Raw genomic sequence first — 16,503 nt, 5'->3', positions numbered from 1 at the left:
ACGGACCCTCTCAAAGCTCGGGGGGTGGGATTCGAACCCACAACCCTTCGGTTAACAGCCGAATGCTCTGCCGTTGAGCTACCCCCGAAGGAGACTTCAGTTGTACCACCCGCTACGGATGACTCTGAGTGGGGACGTCAAGCATCCCCGCCTCCGCCATCGCGTGGCAGTTCGCGCACAGTAGCACGCATTTCGCCGCCTCCAAGCGAAGTCGCTGGAGCGAGCGCGTGATTCCGCGTCCGCTGACCTCGAAGGCCTTGGTCGAGGGATCCCGGTGGTGGAATTGCAGCGCCCCGAGATACGCATCGAATCCGCAAACCACGCAGCATCCCCCGGCCTCGGCCACGAGGATCTCCTTCAAGCGCCTGCGCCGTTCACTCACGCCCTCTGAGTTGCATCGCGCGCAGCGGTAGTGACCCACGGCGCCCACCCGCACGAACGCACCCCAGCCGTGACGCTCGCACTCGCGGTGGAGCTGCTCCGGCTTCGGGGCATCTCGTCGCGAGTAGCGCGCCGGCTGGGTGCGCAGCTCGTGCCGACGCAGCCAATGCCGCACGGTGGTGGGACTCACCCCGCAGCGGTCCGCGATCTGCCGGATCGACAACCCCTCCTCGACGAGCCCTTGAAGCTGGTCGCGTTCGATCCCACCACGGGTGGCGTGCTTCGCCGCGTGCTGCGAGACCAACCCGTGCTTGTTCACCCAGTACCCGACGGTGGACGGCGCCTTGCCCGTCTCCCGAGCGATCGACTCGATCGAGCGACCGGCGGCCAGCATCTCGGCGAGCGTCTCGCGGTTCATAGCCATGCGAACACTAGTTCGCATGGCGGACGGAATCAGGTAAGGCGCGTGCGGATCTCGTTGAGCACTCGCTGGCGCTCCACGGCAAGCTCGCTGACGCCAGCGGCGCCGCTGACCCGCGCGTTGGAGATCCGCCGCTCGATCCGGTGCAGCTCCAGCTGCAGCGCTTCGAGCTCGAACTTCGCTGAGGTGGCCTCGAGCATCCCGGAGTCGACCACGAGCTTCGCGATCACCCGCGCGAGGTTCTCGTCGCCCGCGGGAAGATGCGCCGTGGGCGAGCGCAGCCGCCCTCGCAGGTACGCCGCCGCCCGGCGCGTCGCCGGCGCGGAGAAGTAGTCCTCGACGTCGAAGTCCGCCAGTCGTCGCTCGCCTTCCTCGGGTAGCGCGATGCAGAACGCCAGGAACGCGTGCTCGTGCCGCTCCCGCATCGCCAGCGCAGCCTGGGGATCGATCGGATCGGGGATCGGATCGTCGCGCCGGTACCGGTCGCGGTCGCGACCACCGCCGCCACCCCGCCAGCCGCCACGACCGCCGCCCCGCTGGTCCCGGCGGCCACCGCCACCGCGCGGCTGCCAGTCGCGCTGCCAGCCCTGCTGCTGCGCCGGCGGTTGCGGCGACCATCCAGCGGGCGGAGGCTGCTCCCAGGCGCCCGGAGGCGGTCCCACGGGGCCTGGATCGACGGCTCCCGAAGCGTCCGCCCATTCGTCAGGCGACCCGAATCCCCCCGGGTCGACGTCCTCCCCGCCGGAGAACCCGTCCCACTCGGGCGGAGGCGGCCCATCGGCGAACGGGTCCGCGGGCGCGCCGACGGTGCCGGACGTGCCCGGAAAGCTCTGCGGGCCCGGCGGGTGGGCGTCCAGCCCGGTCGAGTTCGCGGGCGTTGCGGCGCCCCCGGTGCCCGGCTGAGGAGCCGCGGGACCCGCCCCGGCCTCACGCTGCCCGTGTTGCGCGGCGTGCGCGTGATCGGGGGCCGCGGGTCGCGGCTGCGCTTGCCCGGCGTCCGGCGGCAACGGCGGCTGCCCCTGAGCGGCGCCCGGGTGCGACTGCCCCTGACCGGCGCCCGAGTGCGTCTGCCCTTGCCCGGCGCCCGGGTGCGACTGCCCCTGACCGGCGCCCGGGTGCGGATTCTGCGTATGCGCTTGCCCGCCGCCCGCCTGCGCGCTCGGGTGCTGCCCGGCACCGGCCTGTCGCGGTGCCGCTTGGCCTCCGGGCCGCGGTCCGCCCCCTCCTTGGGCATAGCCGCCGTCCTGGCCATTGCCGCCCTGGGCGTAGCCGCCGCCCGCCGGCCGTTGCTGGCCCGCTCCGCCCCGGGTCCAGCCGGCACGCGGCGGATTGCCGCCGCGGCCGGGCTCGCCGCGCCCGCGCATGTCGCCGCGCGAGCGCGCGGTGAACGGCGGCTGCCGGGTGTCCGGCGCCTGCAGGAGCTGGTTGACGAGCTCCGGGCGCATCGCGAAGCGGTCCGCGACCAGGCGCACGAGCTCGTCACGGAGCAGCGTCGCCGACATCGACGCGATGATCGGCTTGATGGCGGAGAGCATGTCGTCCGTGCTCGAGTCGGGCTGCTCCAGCGCACGCTCGACCTCGAAGCGCTCGATCGGGATCGCCTTCTCCAGCAGCTCGCGCATCCGCTCGGCGCCGGCCTTCTGGACGACGTCCGCCGGGTCCTCGCCCAGCGGTAGCCGCACGATGCGGAACTCGACGGCGCGCGTCGACCGGCCTTTGTTGTGCGTGCGCAGGGCCGCGATCCCCTTCGCGACCGACTCCTGGCCGGCGCGGTCCGGGTCCTGGCAGAACAACGCCTTGGGCGCGAGCCGCGCGATCGCGTCGACCTGGGCGTCGGTCAGCGCCGTGCCCATCTGCGCGACGACCTCCGGCACGCCCGCCTGGTGCAGCGCGATCACGTCGGTGTAGCCCTCCACGAGCACCACGCGCCCCGCCTTGGCCGCCGCGGCGCGGGCCAGATCGGCGCCGTAGACGATCCGCCCCTTGTGGAACAGCTCGCTCTCGGACGTGTTGAGGTACTTCGGCTTGTCGTCAGGCTTCATCGCCCGCGCGCCGAAGCCGAGCACGCGGCCGCGCTCGTCGGCCAGCGGGAACGTGATCCGCCCGCGGAAGCGATCGATCAGCGTGCCGCGGCTGGAGCGCGAGGCCAACCCCGCCGCCACCAGCTCGCCTTCCCCGTAACCGGCCTTCCGCGACCCGAGCACCACGCGATCCCACGTGTCCGGCGCGTACCCGACCCGGAACGCCCGCAGCGCACCCTCCTCGAGCCCACGCGACTGCAGGTAGGCGCGCGCCTCCTCGGCCTCGGGCGACTCCCACAGCACGCGCACGTAGTAGGCCGCCGTGCGCTCGAGCAGGGCGAGCAGCCGGTCGCGCCGCTGCCGGCGCTCAGCCTCCCGCGGGTCCTCCGACTCGCGCTCGAGCGGCACGCGGTACCGCTCCGCGAGCGACTCCAGGGCCTCGCCGAAGTTCAGGTTCTCCGTCTCCATGACGAACTTGAAGACGTCGCCGCCCGCGCCGCAGCCGAAGCAGTAGTAGACCTTCTCCGTCGGGTTGATGCCGAACGACGGCGAGCGCTCGTCGTGGAACGGGCACAGCCCTTCCAGCCGGGCGATGCCGGACCGGCGCAGCTCCGTCCGCGCGCCCACGACCTCGGCGAAGTCGACGGCGTCCCGGACCCGCTCGCGCGACTCGTCCGTGTAGCGCGCCATCAGGCCGCCAGGCCCGACGGGACGAAGCGCTCGCTCCAGGCCCGGATGGCGAACCGGTCGGTCATCCCCGCCAGATAGTCGATCACACGGTCCGGCATCTCCCCCGGCGGCAGCTCGTCCGGGTGCTCGCAGTACCAGTCGAAGAGCCCTCGCAGCACGCGCTCGACCCGCTTGGCCTGCTCACGCTGCGCCGGACCGAGATAGACGCGCTCGAACATGAACGAGCGCAACGAGTACATCGCGCGGCCGATCTCCTCGCCCTGCACGATGTCCCCCGCCGCCTCCGAGTGCGACACCAGATCGTTCACCAGCGTGTCGATCCGCGCCGGACCCGTCGGCCCGAGGATGGCGATCTCGCGCGCCGGCAGGTCCGTCGCGAGCAGCACGCCCGCACGCACCGCGTCGTCGATGTCGTGGTTGATGTACGCGATCCGGTCGACGAGCCGGACGATCTTGCCTTCGAGCGTCGCCGGCTCCCCCGCCCCGCTGGAGTGGCGCAGGATCCCGTCGCGCACCGGCTCGGTCAGGTTCAGGCCCTCCAGGACCGACACCACGCGCAGCGAGTGCTCGTTGTGCCGGAACCCTCGCCCGAAGCGCTCGCGCCCTGCGCGGTCCAGCACGTCCTCGCCGATGTGCCCGAACGGCGGGTGCCCGACGTCGTGCCCGAGCCCGATCGCCTCCGTCAGGTCCTCGTTCAGGCGCAGTGCCCGCGCGACCGTGCGGCTGATCCCGGTCACCTCGAGCGTGTGGGTGAGCCGCGTGCGGAAGTGGTCGCCTTCGGGCGAGACGAACACCTGCGTCTTGTGCTTGAGCCGCCGGAACGCCTTCGAGTGCACGATCCGGTCGCGGTCGCGCTGGAACGGCGTGCGCAGCGGCGCGTCCGCTTCGGCGCGCTCGCGCACGGCGGGATACGACCGCGCGGCGAGCGGGGACAGCCACGCGGCCTCACGCTCCTGCTGGGCGGAGGCGAAATCACTGACGGTCGGCGCGCTCACCCTTCCCATTCTGACGCCCCCGAGGACATCGCCGGCCGACTGCGCGAAGTCGGCACACATTCTTTGCGATTACGCGTCAGCCCATGACCGATCGTGCGCATGGATGATCGCCGCCTGGGCGGCGGCGACCCGCGCGATCGGCACCCGGAACGGCGAGCACGACACGTAGTCGAGCCCCGCCATGTGGAAGAACTCGATCGAATCGGGGTCGCCCCCGTGCTCGCCGCAGATGCCGAGCTTGAGGTCGGGACGCGCCTCGCGCCCGACCCACGCCGCGAGCCGCACGAGCCAGCCGACTCCCGGCTTGTCGATCGTCTCGAACGGCGACCGGTCGATGATCTTCTGCTCCATGTAGACCGGCACGAACTTCGACTCGACATCGTCGCGGGAGAACCCGAGCGCCGTCTGGGTCAGGTCATTCGTGCCGAAAGAGAAGAAGTCTGCAAATTTTGCGATGCGATCTGCAACAAAACACGCTCGGGGGAGCTCGATCATGGTTCCGACCGTGTAGTCCTCTCCCTCATGCAGCCCTTCGTCGTTCCCGATCCGGACCACGAGCTCCCGCATGAGCTCGATCTCGTGCTCGTAGTCCACGAGCGGGATCATGATCTCCGGGTGCGGCGGCTCGTCCATCGCCTTCGCCGCCCGCAGGATGGCGTGGACCTGCATCTCGTAGATCTCGGGGTAGAGGATCCCCAGCCGGCACCCGCGCGTGCCGAGCATCGGGTTCTCCTCCGAGATCCGCTCCGTCGTCTCGAGCAGCTCCTCGAGCTCCTCGAGGTCGTCCGTGCATTCAATCCGCGCGCGCTCCACCTGCGCCGCCAGGTCCGGCAGGTCGGGAAGGAACTCGTGCAGCGGCGGGTCCAGCAGCCGGATCGTCACCGGCAGGCCCTTCATCGCCTCGAACAGCCCTTCGAAGTCCTCCTGCTGCAAAGGCAGCAGCTGCTCGAGCGCGTCCTTGCGCGCCTCCCGCGTCCCCGCCATGATCATCCGCCGCATCTTCGGCTGGCGGTCCTCGGCCATGAACATGTGCTCGGTCCGGCACAGGCCGATGCCCTCCGCACCCAGCTCCCGCGCCTTCCGCGCGTCGGTCGGCGTGTCCGCGTTCGTGCGCACACCGAGCCGGCGCGTGTCGTCCGCCCAGCCCAGCACGGTCTCGAACGCCTTGAGGATCTCGTCGAAGGCCGGATCCTCCTTCGGGTCGACGAGCGGGACGTCGTCGAGCGTGACCTCGCCGTTGGTGCCGTTGATGGCGATGAAGTCGCCCTCGCCGATCGTGCGGTCGCCGACGCGGATGCACTTGTCCTCGAGGCTGATCTTCAGCTCCGAGGCGGCGGTGACGCACGGCACGCCCATGCCGCGGGCGACGAGCGCCGCGTGGCTCGCCTTGCCACCGAGGCTGGTGAGGATGCCCTTGGCGGCGTGGAAGCCGGCGACGTCGTTGGCGTTCGTGTCCGGCCGGACGAGCACGACGGCGCGGCCCTCGTCGGCGGCGCTGACGGCGTCGGCGGCGGTGAAGACGACCTCGCCCTTGGCCCCGCCGGGCGCGGCGGGCACACCTGTGGCGATGACCTCGTAGTCGGCCTTGGGGTCGAAGGTCTCGACCAGCAGGGCGGTGAGCATGTCGGCGTCGACGGTCATCAGCGCCTGCTCGCGGTCGAGCAGCCCTTCGTCGACGGCGTCGCGCGCGAAGCGCACCGCGGCCTGGGCCGGCCGCTTGGCGTCGCGCGTCTGCAGCATGTAGAGCTGCCCGTCCTCCACCGTGAACTCGGTGTCCTGCATGTCCCCGTAGTGCTGCTCGAGCGTCTTGAGGATCTCCATCAGCTGCTCGTACGCGTCCGGCAACCAGTCCTTCATCTCGGCGATGTCGCGCGGTGTGCGCGCGCCGGAGACGACGTCCTCACCCTGCGCGTTCGGCAGGAAGTCGCCGCTCGGCTCGGGTGCGCCCGTCACCTCGTCGCGACTGAAGGCCACGCCGGACCCCGACGTGTCGCCCTTGTTGCCGAACACCATCTGCTGGACGTTGACGGCGGTGCCCCAGTCGTCGGGGATCCGGTTGATGCGCCGGTACTCCCGCGCCCGGTCGCCGGTCCAGGAGTCGAACACGGCACGGATCGCGAGCCGCAGCTGCTCCTGCGGGTCCTGCGGGAAGTCCTCGCCCGTGTGCTCGGAGTAGAGCGCCTTGAAGCGGTCGGTCAGCTCCTTGAGCGCGTCGGTGTCGAGCTCGGTGTCCTCTTCGACGCCACGGTCGGACTTGACCTCGGCGATCGCCTGCTCGAACGCCTCGCCGTCGATGCCCCGGGAGACGTTGCCGAACATCTGCACGAACCGCCGGTAGGAGTCCCACGCGAACCGCTCGTTGTCCGTCGCCTTGGCCAGGCCTTCCACGGAGGTGTCGTTCATCCCCAGGTTCAGGACGGTGTCGAGCATGCCCGGCATGGACTCACGGGCGCCGGAGCGCACGCTGACGAGCAGCGGGTCGTCATCGTCGCCCAGCCGCTTGCCGGTGTGCTCCTGCAGCCGCTCGAGCGCGTCGGCGACCTGAGCCGCCATGCCGTCGGGCTCTTCCTGCCCGGCCTGCATGTAGGCGACGCACGCCTCGGTCGTGATCGTGAAGCCCGCCGGCACGCGGTCCGCGCCGAGCACGCGCGTCATCTCGGCCACGTTGGCGCCCTTGCCGCCGAGGAGCTCCCGCATGTCCTTGGAGCCTTCGGCGAAGTCGTAGACCCATTTCTGCTCGTCGGCCATGGTTCAGAACACCCGCTGTTTCTGGACGGAGACGGTGAAGCCGTGGTTCGAGCGCAGGCTCTTGCACGTGATGCCGGACCGGCGCGAGGTGCACCGCAGGCGCCCGAAGGTCGTGCTCTTGCCGTACGCGAGCGGCTTGGCGCCCGGGTCGAACACCGTGTCGGTGATGCGGATGCGCTTGCCCTTGCGGGTCTCGTCGAGCACCATGGCCCGGTCGTTGCCGCCCTTCCACTCACAGCGGACCTGGCGCGACACGTCCACGTCGGAGTAGAACTGGCAGCCGAGGTTGCCGGAGGGCGAGCGGAAGGTCCGCAAGGCCGCATCGGCGGTGGCGGGAACGACGGTGGTGGCCACCCCGGTGGCCAGCAGGGCGAGCGCAACACGGAACCGACTCATCGGCTCGGAGCCTATATGGCACGGCCGGACAAACGTGCCAGCGGCCCCGTTCGTTCGCAGATGGCGCGAAACGGGGCCGCTTCTCCGGTCAGGTCAGTGCTCGGTGAGATCCGCGAGCGTGAGCACGCCGCCCCCGATCCCCCAGCCGCCGTCCACGACCTCGTCGACGAGGACCATCGTGTTCGGGCGGGCGCGTTCGCCGTAGAGCTCGACGTAGAGGTCGGTCGTGCGGGCGACGATCGTCTGCTTCTGCTCGGCCGAGAGCGTGCCGGCGGGCACCTTGAAGTTGGCGAAGGGCATGGTCGGTTCTCCGATCTAGAGGGCGGCGTTGGGGGTGAGGAGGTCGTCGATGCCCGCGCGGCGGAAGAACTCGACGCGGATGCGGTCGGCCACGGCGGACACGACCTCGCTGCCGTCGCGGGACGGGTCGACGTGCGTCCGCAGCGGGCGCTCGCCGAACGGCAGGTCGACCACGCGCGCGATCTCGTCGGCGACCGCGCCGGCGTCGGCGTCGGCGGGCGTGAGGCTCGCCAGGCGGGGCGCGAGCTCGTCCATGAAGGTCCCGTAGCGCTCGTCGTACGCCGCGGCGCGCTCGGCGTCGGCGGGAGCGCCGGCGTGGGCGAAGTGGTTGGTGCCGGAGGTGAACGCGCCCGGCACGACGATCGTCGTGTCGATGCCGAAGCGGATCACCTCGGCGGCGTAGCTCACCGCGAGAGCGTCCATCGCGGCCTTGGCGGCGAAGTACGGCGCCAGGAACGGCGGGCAGCCGCCGCGGGTGCTCGAGCTGCCGACCCAGACCAGCAGGCCGCTGCCCTGCTCGCGCAGTCGCGGGAGCACGGCGCGGTTCACCCGCTGCGTGCCGACGACGTTGACGTCGTACAGCTCCACCCACTGCTCGGGCGTGAACGCCTCCGCGGGGCCGAGCACCATGTGCCCGGCGTTGTGCACGACCGCGTCGAGATGCTCGATCCCGTCGACGGCCGCGTCGACGGAGCCCTGGTCGGTGACGTCGAGCTCGACGGCTCGGAGGTCGCCGGGCTCGTCGCGCAACGCGGCCGCGGCGGCCGCGTTGCGGTGCTGGAGGTCACGCATGCCGGCGAAGACGGTGTGCCCGCGCGCGGCGAGCGCGCGGACGGTGAGCGCGCCGAAGCCGCTGGACGCGCCGGTGACGAGGACGTCCATCAGTGCCACGACCCCGAAGTTCGCGGGCGCCTAGCGCGCGTCTCGCCGCGCCTGGCGGCCGCCGGCGATCCCTCACGTACCACCAGTATGCGCGAGATCACCAGCGACCCCAGCCACGACGATCGGGCCCGCTATGCACGCGCGAACTTCCGGCTCGCGGCATCAGATGATCCCCCCGTTCGCCCGCAGGATCTGGCCGTTGACCCAGTGTCCTTCCGGACCCGCCAGGAAGGCGACGACGCCCGCGATGTCCTCCGGCGTGCCGAGGCGCTCCAGCGGCGGCTGCTTCGCCCGCTGCGCGATGGTCTCCTCGTCGTTGGCCTCCAGGAACAGCGCCGTGGCGGTCGGCCCGGGCGCGACCGTGTTGACGGTCACGTCGCGGCCGCGGAGCTCGCGTGCGAGCACCAGCGTCATCGCCTCCACGGCACCCTTGCTGGCGGCGTACGCGGCGTACCCCGGGAACGCGAGCGCGATCACCGAGCTCGAGAAGGTGATCAGCGCGCCCCCTTCGCGCAGGCGTCGGACGGCCTGCTGGGCGACCACGAAGGTGCCGCGGATGTTCGTGCGGTGCAGCGCGTCGAGCTCGTCCAGGTCGAGGTCGGCGATGGGTGACAGCGTCATCCGGCCCGCGGCGTGGACGACCACGTCCACGCCCCCGAAGGCCTGCTCGGCAGCGTCGAACAGCGCGGTGACGGCGGCTTCGTCGGCGACGTCGGCCTGCACGGCGATGGCGTCGCCGGCCTCGCGTACGGCGGCCTCGGCCTCATCGGCGTTGCCGGCGTAGCCGACGACGACCTTGTAGCCGTCGGCGGCGAGTCGGGAGACGACGGCGCGCCCGATGCCGCGGGAGCCGCCGGTGACGATCGCGACGCGGGCAGGGGCCGACGCGCCGCCGGGAGCGGAAGGAGTCATCTGGAACCTCGTGGTCAGAGGGAAGGAGTGACTGCCATGATGCCCTCGTTGGCCCGGATTCCCAACAACGCGTGGGTGTGAAGCTCCCACCGGCGGTGGTGAATGCCTGAGTTGTCCCAGCTGCGGACGTTCGCGGCCGTCGCGGAGGCGCTGAGCTTCACGCGGGCGGCCGAGGAGCTGGGGCTGAGCCAGCAGGCGACGTCGAAGGCGGTGCGCGCGCTCGAGGACGAGCTCGGCGTGGTGCTGCTGGAGCGGACCACCCGTGAGGTGCGGCTGACGCCGGCGGGCAGCACGCTGCTCGCTTCCGCGCGGGATCTGCTGGCGCGCGCCGAGGTCGCCTTCGCGGAGGTGAGGGACGTCGAGGCGGGGCTGTCAGGGACGATCCGAATCGGCGCCTCGCCCGCGATCGGCCTCGCCGACCGGACCGACGTCGCCCGCGCCCTGCGCGCCGACTCCGCCCGCGTCGGCGTCGCGTTCCACGAGGTCCGCCCCGGCCAGCTGCGGACGCTGCTCCGCACCGGGGACATCGACATCGCGCTCACGCGGGCACGCGGGCTCGACGAGGACTCGATCAGCACCCACGAGCTGCGCCCCTCGACGATGGTCTGCTGCCTGCCGGTCACGCACCGGCTCGCGACGGGTGGGTCCGTCTCGACGAGCGACCTCGTGGGCGAGCGCCTGCTCGTCCCGAGCCCGCCGGGCACGCCGTTCACCGACCTGCTGCTGGCGCGTGTGCCGGGCGTCGTGCCGGTCGAGGCGCGCATCACCGGGACCGGGGTGATCCTCACCGAGCTGATGGCCGAGAACGCGGCCTACCTGATGCCGGAGGGCGCCGCGGTTCCCCCGGACGTCGTCTGCCTGCCGATCGAGGGCGGATTGACACTGCCGCTGTTCGTCCTCTGGCCCGCCGGACGCCCCTCCCCCGCCGCACGTCGCCTCATCGCGACGTTGAGCGTGGAGCCCGCTCGCCGCTAGCGGGCGCCGACGGGCCGCAGCCGCAGGTGCGCGTGGTGCTCGAGCGTGTCGGTGATCGCCCGCTCGGCCTGCGAGAGCGCGAGCGGCGTGGCGTCGGGCGTCTCGGCCAGTGACCGGCCCAGCGCCGCGACCATGAACGCGTGCGCGTCCGCATCAAGCGGGAAGGAGCTGGCTTCGCAGGCGCCGCAGACCACGCCGCCGGCGGCCCCGGAGAAGCCGACCAGGTGCTCGCGTTCTCCGCAGGAGGCGCACCCGGCCAGGTGCGGCGCGAAGCCGGCGGCCAGCAGCAGCTTCAGGCGGAACGCGAGCGAGTTGGCGCGTCCAGCGCGCGCGGGCTCGCGATCGAGGAGCGCGAGCTCGTTCGCGAGCAGGTGGTAGACACCGGGATTGGGCTCACCGTCGTCGAAGATGCGCGCCACGGCCTCGCAGGCGCGCGCGGCGCCGTCGAGCGGGGCGAGCGCCTCGCGCAGCCGGTGGTGCGCGGCGATCGTCTCCACCGACGTGATCGTCATCAGGTCGCTGCGGCCCTGGTAGAGGACGAGGTCCAGGCGGAAGTACGGCTCCAGCCGTCCACCGAAGCGGGACTTGGCCTTGCGGACGCCTTTCGCGATCACGCTCACGCGACCGCGCTCCGGGGTATACAGGTGGAGGATGCGGTCCGCTTCGCCGTACCGGAGCGAGCGGAGCACGATTCCTTCGGTTTTTACCGATCCGGTTATCCCACTATACTTTCTGAAGCCATGAGCCAGATCACCGTCTACACGACTGAGCCCTGCGGCTACTGCCGCGTCGCCAAGGCCCTCCTGAACAAGCGCAGCGTCCCGTTCGAGGAGATCAACCTCGCCAAGGACCCTGAGGGCCGTGCGGAGCTCGTGCGTCTGACAGGCATGATGACGTTCCCCCAGGTCGTAATCGATGGCACGTCCATCGGTGGGTACCAAGAGCTGGTCGCCTTCGACAAGGCGGGCAAGCTCGCGGAGTTCGCACCGGCCGCTTGAAACGGCTCGCCGGGCCCACCCGCGTCCTGCGCTCCGGCAACCCCGGCGCGTTGACGTCCGGGCTGCTCAACCTGCTGCTCGAAGGCGAGCACGAGTACCTGCGTGACCCGCGCGAGCTGATGCTCACGCTCGCGCCGTATCACCACTGCGCGCGCCGCCTCGGCGAGGAGCCGTCCGAGCTGTTCGACCTCGTCGCCGCGGGCGCACCGGTCACGCTCCGGGACGCGGTGCGCACCTTCGGCCGCCGCGACGACATCGAGCCCGAGTCCTTCGGCTTCGCCGTCGTCGAGACCGCCGACGGCCCCGAGTACATCCGGTTGCTCTAGACCCGCGCTGCTCGCGGGCGCCGCTGGCAGCGCTCGCACACGTACGTCCCGCGGCCCGCGACCCGCAGCTTGCGCACCGTGTTCCCGCAGTTCGGGCACGACTCCCCTTCGCGGGTGTGCACGAGCATCTTGTCCTGGAACGTGCCGCTCACGCCGTACGGGTCGCGGAAGTCGTCGATCGTCGCGCCCTTGGACTCGAGCCCCAGCATCAGCGCATCGACGACGCCGTCGCGGATCGCGGCGCACTGGGCCCGGGTGAGCGTGTTCGCGGGCCGCAGCGGATGGACCTTGGCGCGGAACAGCGCCTCGTCGGCGTAGATGTTCCCGACGCCCGCGACGCGCTTCTGATCGAGCAGGAACGCCTTCACCGGGGCGCGCGAGGTCTTCGCGAGCGCATGCAGGTGCTCAGCCGTGAACAGGCGTTCCAGCGGCTCGACCCCCAGCCGGGCGTCGAAGAACGCCGCCAGAGCCTCAGGGCCGAGCGCGAGCTCACCGGTGCCGAAGCGCCGCGGATCGTCGAAGACGAGTTGGTGGTCACCGAGGTCGAAGCGCACGCGCACGTGCTTGGACGGCGGATCCGGGTCCAGCAGCAGCGTCCCGGTCATGCGCAGGTGCATGAGCAGGAAGACGTCGTCCTCGAGCTCCCACACGAGGTACTTGCCGCGTCGCCCGAGCGTCTCGACGCGGCGCCCCTGGATCGCGGCCTCCAGCTCGGCGGGAGCGAGCGGCCGCGACCAGCGCTCGTCCAGCACCTCCACGCCCTCCAACACCCGCCCTTCCACGTGTGGCGCCAGATGACCGCGGATCGTCTCGACTTCAGGCAGCTCGGGCATGTCGCCCGAGCAGGCTAGAAGGGACTCTTCGTGCGGGCGTACGCCTCGACTTCGGACTCCACCTGGCTCAGCGACTTCTTCAGCACCTTCTTGAAGACCTTGTCCGTCAGCTTGCGCCCCGGCTTGCCCTTGATCTTCTCGCTGTTGAACGCCGCGTGCAGGCGCAGCAACGCGCCTTGGCCGTACTTGTCGGCGATCGCGTAGGCGGCTGCGGCGGCGTAGGAGTAGGCGAACGAGATCCCGACGGCCGACATGCGGTTGAGCGAGCTCGGCTTGGCGAGCCGCGTGAGCGACAGCGCGCGCTCGGCCGGCTTCTGCTTGGACGAGTCGCGCAGCACGCCGCCGCTGAGCAGCGCGCCGGCGTCCGAGGCGCGGTTCACGTCGCCCGACGCGTACATCGCCGTGCCCTCCGAGAGCCACACGGGCACCCGGCCGCCGGTGCGCTTGACCAGCGCGACGTGCGCGAGCTCGTGGGCGATCACGCGCTGACGTGCCTTTGGTGGCCGGTTGCCGTACGAGCGCCACAACACGAAGACGCGGTTGCCGCTCACGTCGGAGACCTTGCGGGCGGGCCCGTCGGTCGAGATCTGCGCCTCGGCGATGGCGACCACGGCGCTCAGCGTCTTGTAGTCCTTCGTCAGCGCCTTGGTGTCGTTGCTGTTGCGGTTGACGATCACCAGCACCCGCTCGGGCAGCTTCACGCCCTTGAGGCCCCGGCGCATCGTCGTGCGGCCCTTCTCGAGGTCGCGCATGAGCTTGCCGACCTTCATCCGGGCGGGCGCGAGCGCGAGGAAGTGCTTGCTGGACCGTGCCTTGTAGCGCGTGTGCTCCCACGGCGCGAGCGTCCCGTAGGTCGGGCGGTCCTTCGCGACCTTCCACCCACCGTCGGTCTTCTCGACCGACATCCGCGAGGTCTTCCAGTACCACTCGTCGATGCCGTCGAACCGGTAGGCCATGTGCACCTTGATCGTGCCGCGGTCTCCGTCGATCTCCGTGCCGTCGGCCTCCATCTTGACGTCGTTGAGCGGCAGCGCCTTGGCCGCGGCGATCGCGCGCTTGTCGCGCGTGGCCTGCGTCCCCGTCGAGGTCTTCAGGAAGGCGGCCTCGTCACCCGAGTGGAGCGCGTACGCCCGCTCCGTCAGCAACGTGTTCAGCTGCTCGCTGTCGGAGGGTGCTTTCGTCGCCGTCGCCTTCGGCTTGGTGTCGGCGGAGGCCTTGGTCGACGTCTGCTTGGTCGGCTGCGTCGAAGCGGTTTCACCGCCGCCCCCACAGGCGGCGACGAGCAGCGCCGTGGCGGCCACTGCCGCCATGCGCGAAGTGTCAAGCAGTGAACGCACGGTGAGTGGGTCCCCCGTTCGCGGTCGGTCTAGACCCGCGACCGACACGAATTCGGTGGTTTAGACAAACGGCGTGCCCGGAAGCGACGCGTCCCGGCCCGTGAGCCACTTCAGCACCGACGCCCCGACGTTAGCGAACGGACCGTCATGGCGCTGGCCGCCGTGACCGTCGAAGCGCGCCAGCAGCGGCACGTGCTCGCGGGTGTGGTCCGTACCCGGCGTCGTCGGGTCGCACCCATGATCAGCCGTGATGATCAGCAGGTCGCGCTCCGGGTCCAACCGCTCGAGCCAGGTTCCCACCTCTGCGTCGATGGCTTGGAGCGCGCGGTGGTAGCCCGGAACGTCGTTCCGATGGCCGTAGACCTGGTCGGTCTCGACGAGGTTGGTGAACACGAACCCGCTCTCGAGCGAGTCGATCAGGTCGGCCGTCGCCGCCAACGCCGCCGCGTTGGTCGCGCCCTTGTGCTGCACGTCGACGCCGACGCTGTCGAAGACCTGGCCGATCTTGCCGACCGTGTGGACCGGCTGCCCGGCGGCCTGCAGCTCCTGCATGTACGAGCGCCCGGGCGGCGGAAGCGCCAGGTCCTTGCGCCCGTCCGTGCGCTCGAACGCCCCCGGCTCGCCACGGAACGGCCGCGCGATGACGCGGCCCACGGCATGCTCGCCGGTCATGATCTCGCGCGCCGCCGCGCAGATCGTGTACAGCTCCGACGTCGGCACCTGGTCGACGTGCGCAGCGATCTGCAGCACGGAGTCCGCGGACGTGTAGACGATGATGTTGCCGGTGGCGAGATGCTCGGCGCCGTAGTCCTCAATCACGCCGGTGCCGCTGTAGGGCTTGTTGCAGAGCACGCCCCGTCCGCTCGCGTCGTGAAGCTGCTCGATGATCTCGTCCGGGAAGCCGTCCGGGTAGGTCCGCAGGGGCTTCGGCGTGACGACGCCCATCAGCTCCCAGTGGCCGGTGATCGTGTCCTTGCCGGGCCCGAGCGGGTGCAGACGCCCATGCAGGACGCGATCAGGGGACGGCTCCACGCCGACGAGCGGCAGGATGTCGCCGAGCCCGAGGCGCTGGAGCACCGGCAGGTCGAGGCCTCCGGCCGCTTCCGAGACGTGCTGCAGGGTGTTGGTCCCCGCGTCGCCGTAGTCGGCGGCGTCCGGGAGCGCCCCGGCGCCGCAGGCGTCGATCACGATGACGAAGGCCCGTTTGCTCACGGGCGACGATGCTACCGGCGCCCGCGGGAGGTCAGCGCATCTTCGCGCGCGGATGCGCGTCGAAGTACACGTCCTTCAGCCGGTCGGCCGAGAGGTGCGTGTACAGCTGCGTGGTCGCGATGTCGGCGTGGCCGAGCATCTCCTGCAGGCTGCGCAGGTCACAGCCGCCGGCGAGCAGATGCGTCGCGAACGTGTGCCGCAGCGTGTGCGGGCTCATCTTGTCGGCGAGCCCGGCGCTGGCGGCGTGCCGCTGGACGATCTTGTAGAGGCCCTGACGGGTGAGCCCGCTGCCGCGGTGGTTGACGAACAGCCGGGACTCGAGCCGGTCACCGACGAGCCGACCCCGGCCCTTGGCGAGGTAGGCGTTGACCGCACGCGTGGCGGCGGACCCGACCGGGACGATCCGCTCCTTGGAGCCCTTGCCCCGGGCCCGCAGGATGCCGATCTCCAGGTCGAGGTCCTGCATCTCGAGCTCGATCGCCTCGGAGGCCCGCAGACCGCACGCGTACATCAGCTCCAGCAGCGCGCGGTCGCGCATCGCCGGCGGCTCGGTGCCGCGCGGCTGCTCGAGCAGCTTCGCGACCTCGTCGCGGCTGAGGACGTGTGGAAGCCGGCGGCTCTGCTTGGGCGCGCGCAGGTTCGCGGTCGGGTCGGCGTCGATCAGGCTCTGGCGGCGCAGGTGCCGGTAGAACGACCGCAGGCACGCGACCTTGCGCTGCAGCGTCGCCGGGGCCACCGGCGGCTTCTCGCCGTCCCCGGCCGCGAGGCTGGAGACGAATCCGGCCAGGTCCGAGTGGGTGACGACGAGCGCGTCGCGGCCGTGCAGGTAGACGCCGTACTGCAGCAGGTCGGACCGGTACGCCTCGAGCGTGTTGCGGGAGAGCCCGCGCTCGAACTCGAGGTAGGCAAGGAAGTCGAGCACCAGGTGCTCGAACGGCTGCGTGTCGGTGGGCGTGGCAAGGGGAGCGTCGGCGACGGCCATCCCCACCTCGTTCTAGGCGACCGGCGCGTCCCCTCCGCTTGCAATCAGCGTCCCAAGAGGACCCCACGAACTCCCCGACGGCGAGCGCGCCGGC

16 protein-coding genes and 1 tRNA gene are annotated in these 16,503 nt (G+C 71.2%); 3 read left to right on the top strand and 14 right to left on the bottom strand.

What is annotated here, in order from left to right; translation table 11 throughout:
- Positions 1–16 precede the first annotated feature (16 nt).
- The 9 genes from C8N24_RS24695 to C8N24_RS24655 all read right to left on the bottom strand — a co-directional run bounded on the left by C8N24_RS24695 (position 17) and on the right by C8N24_RS24655 (position 9,746).
- Positions 17–88: transfer RNA gene (locus tag C8N24_RS24695), tRNA-Asn, on the bottom strand.
- Positions 89–112: 24 nt separating this feature from the next.
- Positions 113–799, bottom strand: coding sequence for a helix-turn-helix domain-containing protein (locus tag C8N24_RS34285; RefSeq protein WP_170179389.1), 687 nt, complete (start codon positions 797–799; stop codon positions 113–115).
- 35 nt (positions 800–834) lie between these two features.
- On the bottom strand, positions 835–3,513 hold the full coding sequence (gene dnaG, locus C8N24_RS24685) for a DNA primase (protein ID WP_121255165.1): 2,679 nt from the start codon (positions 3,511–3,513) through the stop codon (positions 835–837).
- Positions 3,513–4,508 carry a deoxyguanosinetriphosphate triphosphohydrolase gene (locus C8N24_RS24680; protein WP_245971966.1) on the bottom strand — a complete coding sequence of 332 codons (996 nt, stop codon included), beginning with the start codon at positions 4,506–4,508 and terminating at the stop codon, positions 3,513–3,515. The genes dnaG and C8N24_RS24680 overlap by 1 nt, the downstream gene beginning before the upstream one ends.
- Before the next feature lie 69 nt (positions 4,509–4,577).
- Complete coding sequence (ppdK, locus tag C8N24_RS24675; RefSeq protein ID WP_121255161.1) at positions 4,578–7,256, bottom strand: pyruvate, phosphate dikinase; 2,679 nt, start codon at positions 7,254–7,256, stop codon at positions 4,578–4,580.
- Between the two features lie 3 nt (positions 7,257–7,259).
- Positions 7,260–7,652, bottom strand: a complete 393-nt coding sequence (locus C8N24_RS24670; protein WP_121255159.1) for a hypothetical protein — start codon at positions 7,650–7,652, stop codon at positions 7,260–7,262.
- 93 nt (positions 7,653–7,745) lie between these two features.
- Entirely contained in the window at positions 7,746–7,952 is a 207-nt protein-coding gene (locus tag C8N24_RS24665) for a tautomerase family protein (protein WP_121255158.1), read from the bottom strand.
- Between the two features lie 15 nt (positions 7,953–7,967).
- A complete protein-coding gene (locus tag C8N24_RS24660; RefSeq protein WP_211340131.1) occupies positions 7,968–8,843 on the bottom strand; it encodes an SDR family NAD(P)-dependent oxidoreductase in 876 nt (291 codons plus the stop codon).
- 153 nt (positions 8,844–8,996) lie between these two features.
- The gene (locus C8N24_RS24655) at positions 8,997–9,746 is read right to left on the bottom strand and encodes an SDR family oxidoreductase (RefSeq protein ID WP_121255154.1); all 750 of its coding nucleotides are present in this window, start codon (positions 9,744–9,746) and stop codon (positions 8,997–8,999) included.
- A 102-nt stretch (positions 9,747–9,848) separates the two neighbouring features.
- Between C8N24_RS24655 and C8N24_RS24650 the strand changes: the two genes are divergently transcribed.
- A complete protein-coding gene (locus tag C8N24_RS24650) occupies positions 9,849–10,721 on the top strand; it encodes a LysR family transcriptional regulator (protein ID WP_121255153.1) in 873 nt (290 codons plus the stop codon).
- Here the strand turns inward: C8N24_RS24650 and recO are convergent.
- Positions 10,718–11,440 carry a DNA repair protein RecO gene (gene recO / locus C8N24_RS24645; RefSeq protein ID WP_281272689.1) on the bottom strand — a complete coding sequence of 241 codons (723 nt, stop codon included), beginning with the start codon at positions 11,438–11,440 and terminating at the stop codon, positions 10,718–10,720. The genes C8N24_RS24650 and recO overlap by 4 nt on opposite strands.
- Before the next feature lie 21 nt (positions 11,441–11,461).
- Here recO and C8N24_RS34280 point away from each other — a divergent pair, with 21 nt between their 5' ends.
- Together C8N24_RS34280 and C8N24_RS24640 are read left to right on the top strand one after the other, a co-directional pair.
- Positions 11,462–11,719 (top strand): glutaredoxin domain-containing protein, encoded by a 258-nt coding sequence (locus C8N24_RS34280; RefSeq protein ID WP_170179387.1) that lies wholly within the window; start codon positions 11,462–11,464, stop codon positions 11,717–11,719.
- On the top strand, positions 11,716–12,045 hold the full coding sequence (locus tag C8N24_RS24640) for a hypothetical protein (protein ID WP_121255148.1): 330 nt from the start codon (positions 11,716–11,718) through the stop codon (positions 12,043–12,045). Before C8N24_RS34280 ends, C8N24_RS24640 begins: the two co-directional genes overlap by 4 nt.
- On the opposite strand, the gene mutM is transcribed toward C8N24_RS24640, so the two are convergent.
- The 4 genes from mutM to xerD form a co-directional block, all read right to left on the bottom strand.
- Positions 12,042–12,878, bottom strand: a complete 837-nt coding sequence (mutM, locus tag C8N24_RS24635) for a bifunctional DNA-formamidopyrimidine glycosylase/DNA-(apurinic or apyrimidinic site) lyase (RefSeq protein ID WP_121255146.1) — start codon at positions 12,876–12,878, stop codon at positions 12,042–12,044. The two genes, C8N24_RS24640 and mutM, sit on opposite strands and share 4 nt — an antisense overlap.
- A gap of 14 nt (positions 12,879–12,892) precedes the next feature.
- The gene (locus C8N24_RS24630) at positions 12,893–14,188 is read right to left on the bottom strand and encodes a gluzincin family metallopeptidase (RefSeq protein ID WP_147447970.1); all 1,296 of its coding nucleotides are present in this window, start codon (positions 14,186–14,188) and stop codon (positions 12,893–12,895) included.
- Between the two features lie 87 nt (positions 14,189–14,275).
- Positions 14,276–15,427, bottom strand: coding sequence for a phosphopentomutase (locus C8N24_RS24625; RefSeq protein ID WP_121255142.1), 1,152 nt, complete (start codon positions 15,425–15,427; stop codon positions 14,276–14,278).
- A gap of 31 nt (positions 15,428–15,458) precedes the next feature.
- Positions 15,459–16,409 carry a site-specific tyrosine recombinase XerD gene (gene xerD / locus C8N24_RS24620; RefSeq protein ID WP_121255140.1) on the bottom strand — a complete coding sequence of 317 codons (951 nt, stop codon included), beginning with the start codon at positions 16,407–16,409 and terminating at the stop codon, positions 15,459–15,461.
- Between the last annotated feature and the right edge of the window lie 94 nt (positions 16,410–16,503).

Source organism: Solirubrobacter pauli, assembly GCF_003633755.1.
Taxonomy (GTDB): domain Bacteria; phylum Actinomycetota; class Thermoleophilia; order Solirubrobacterales; family Solirubrobacteraceae; genus Solirubrobacter; species Solirubrobacter pauli.
Note: the sequence above shows the minus strand (reverse complement) of the source record. Positions and strands in the feature narration are given on the sequence as shown.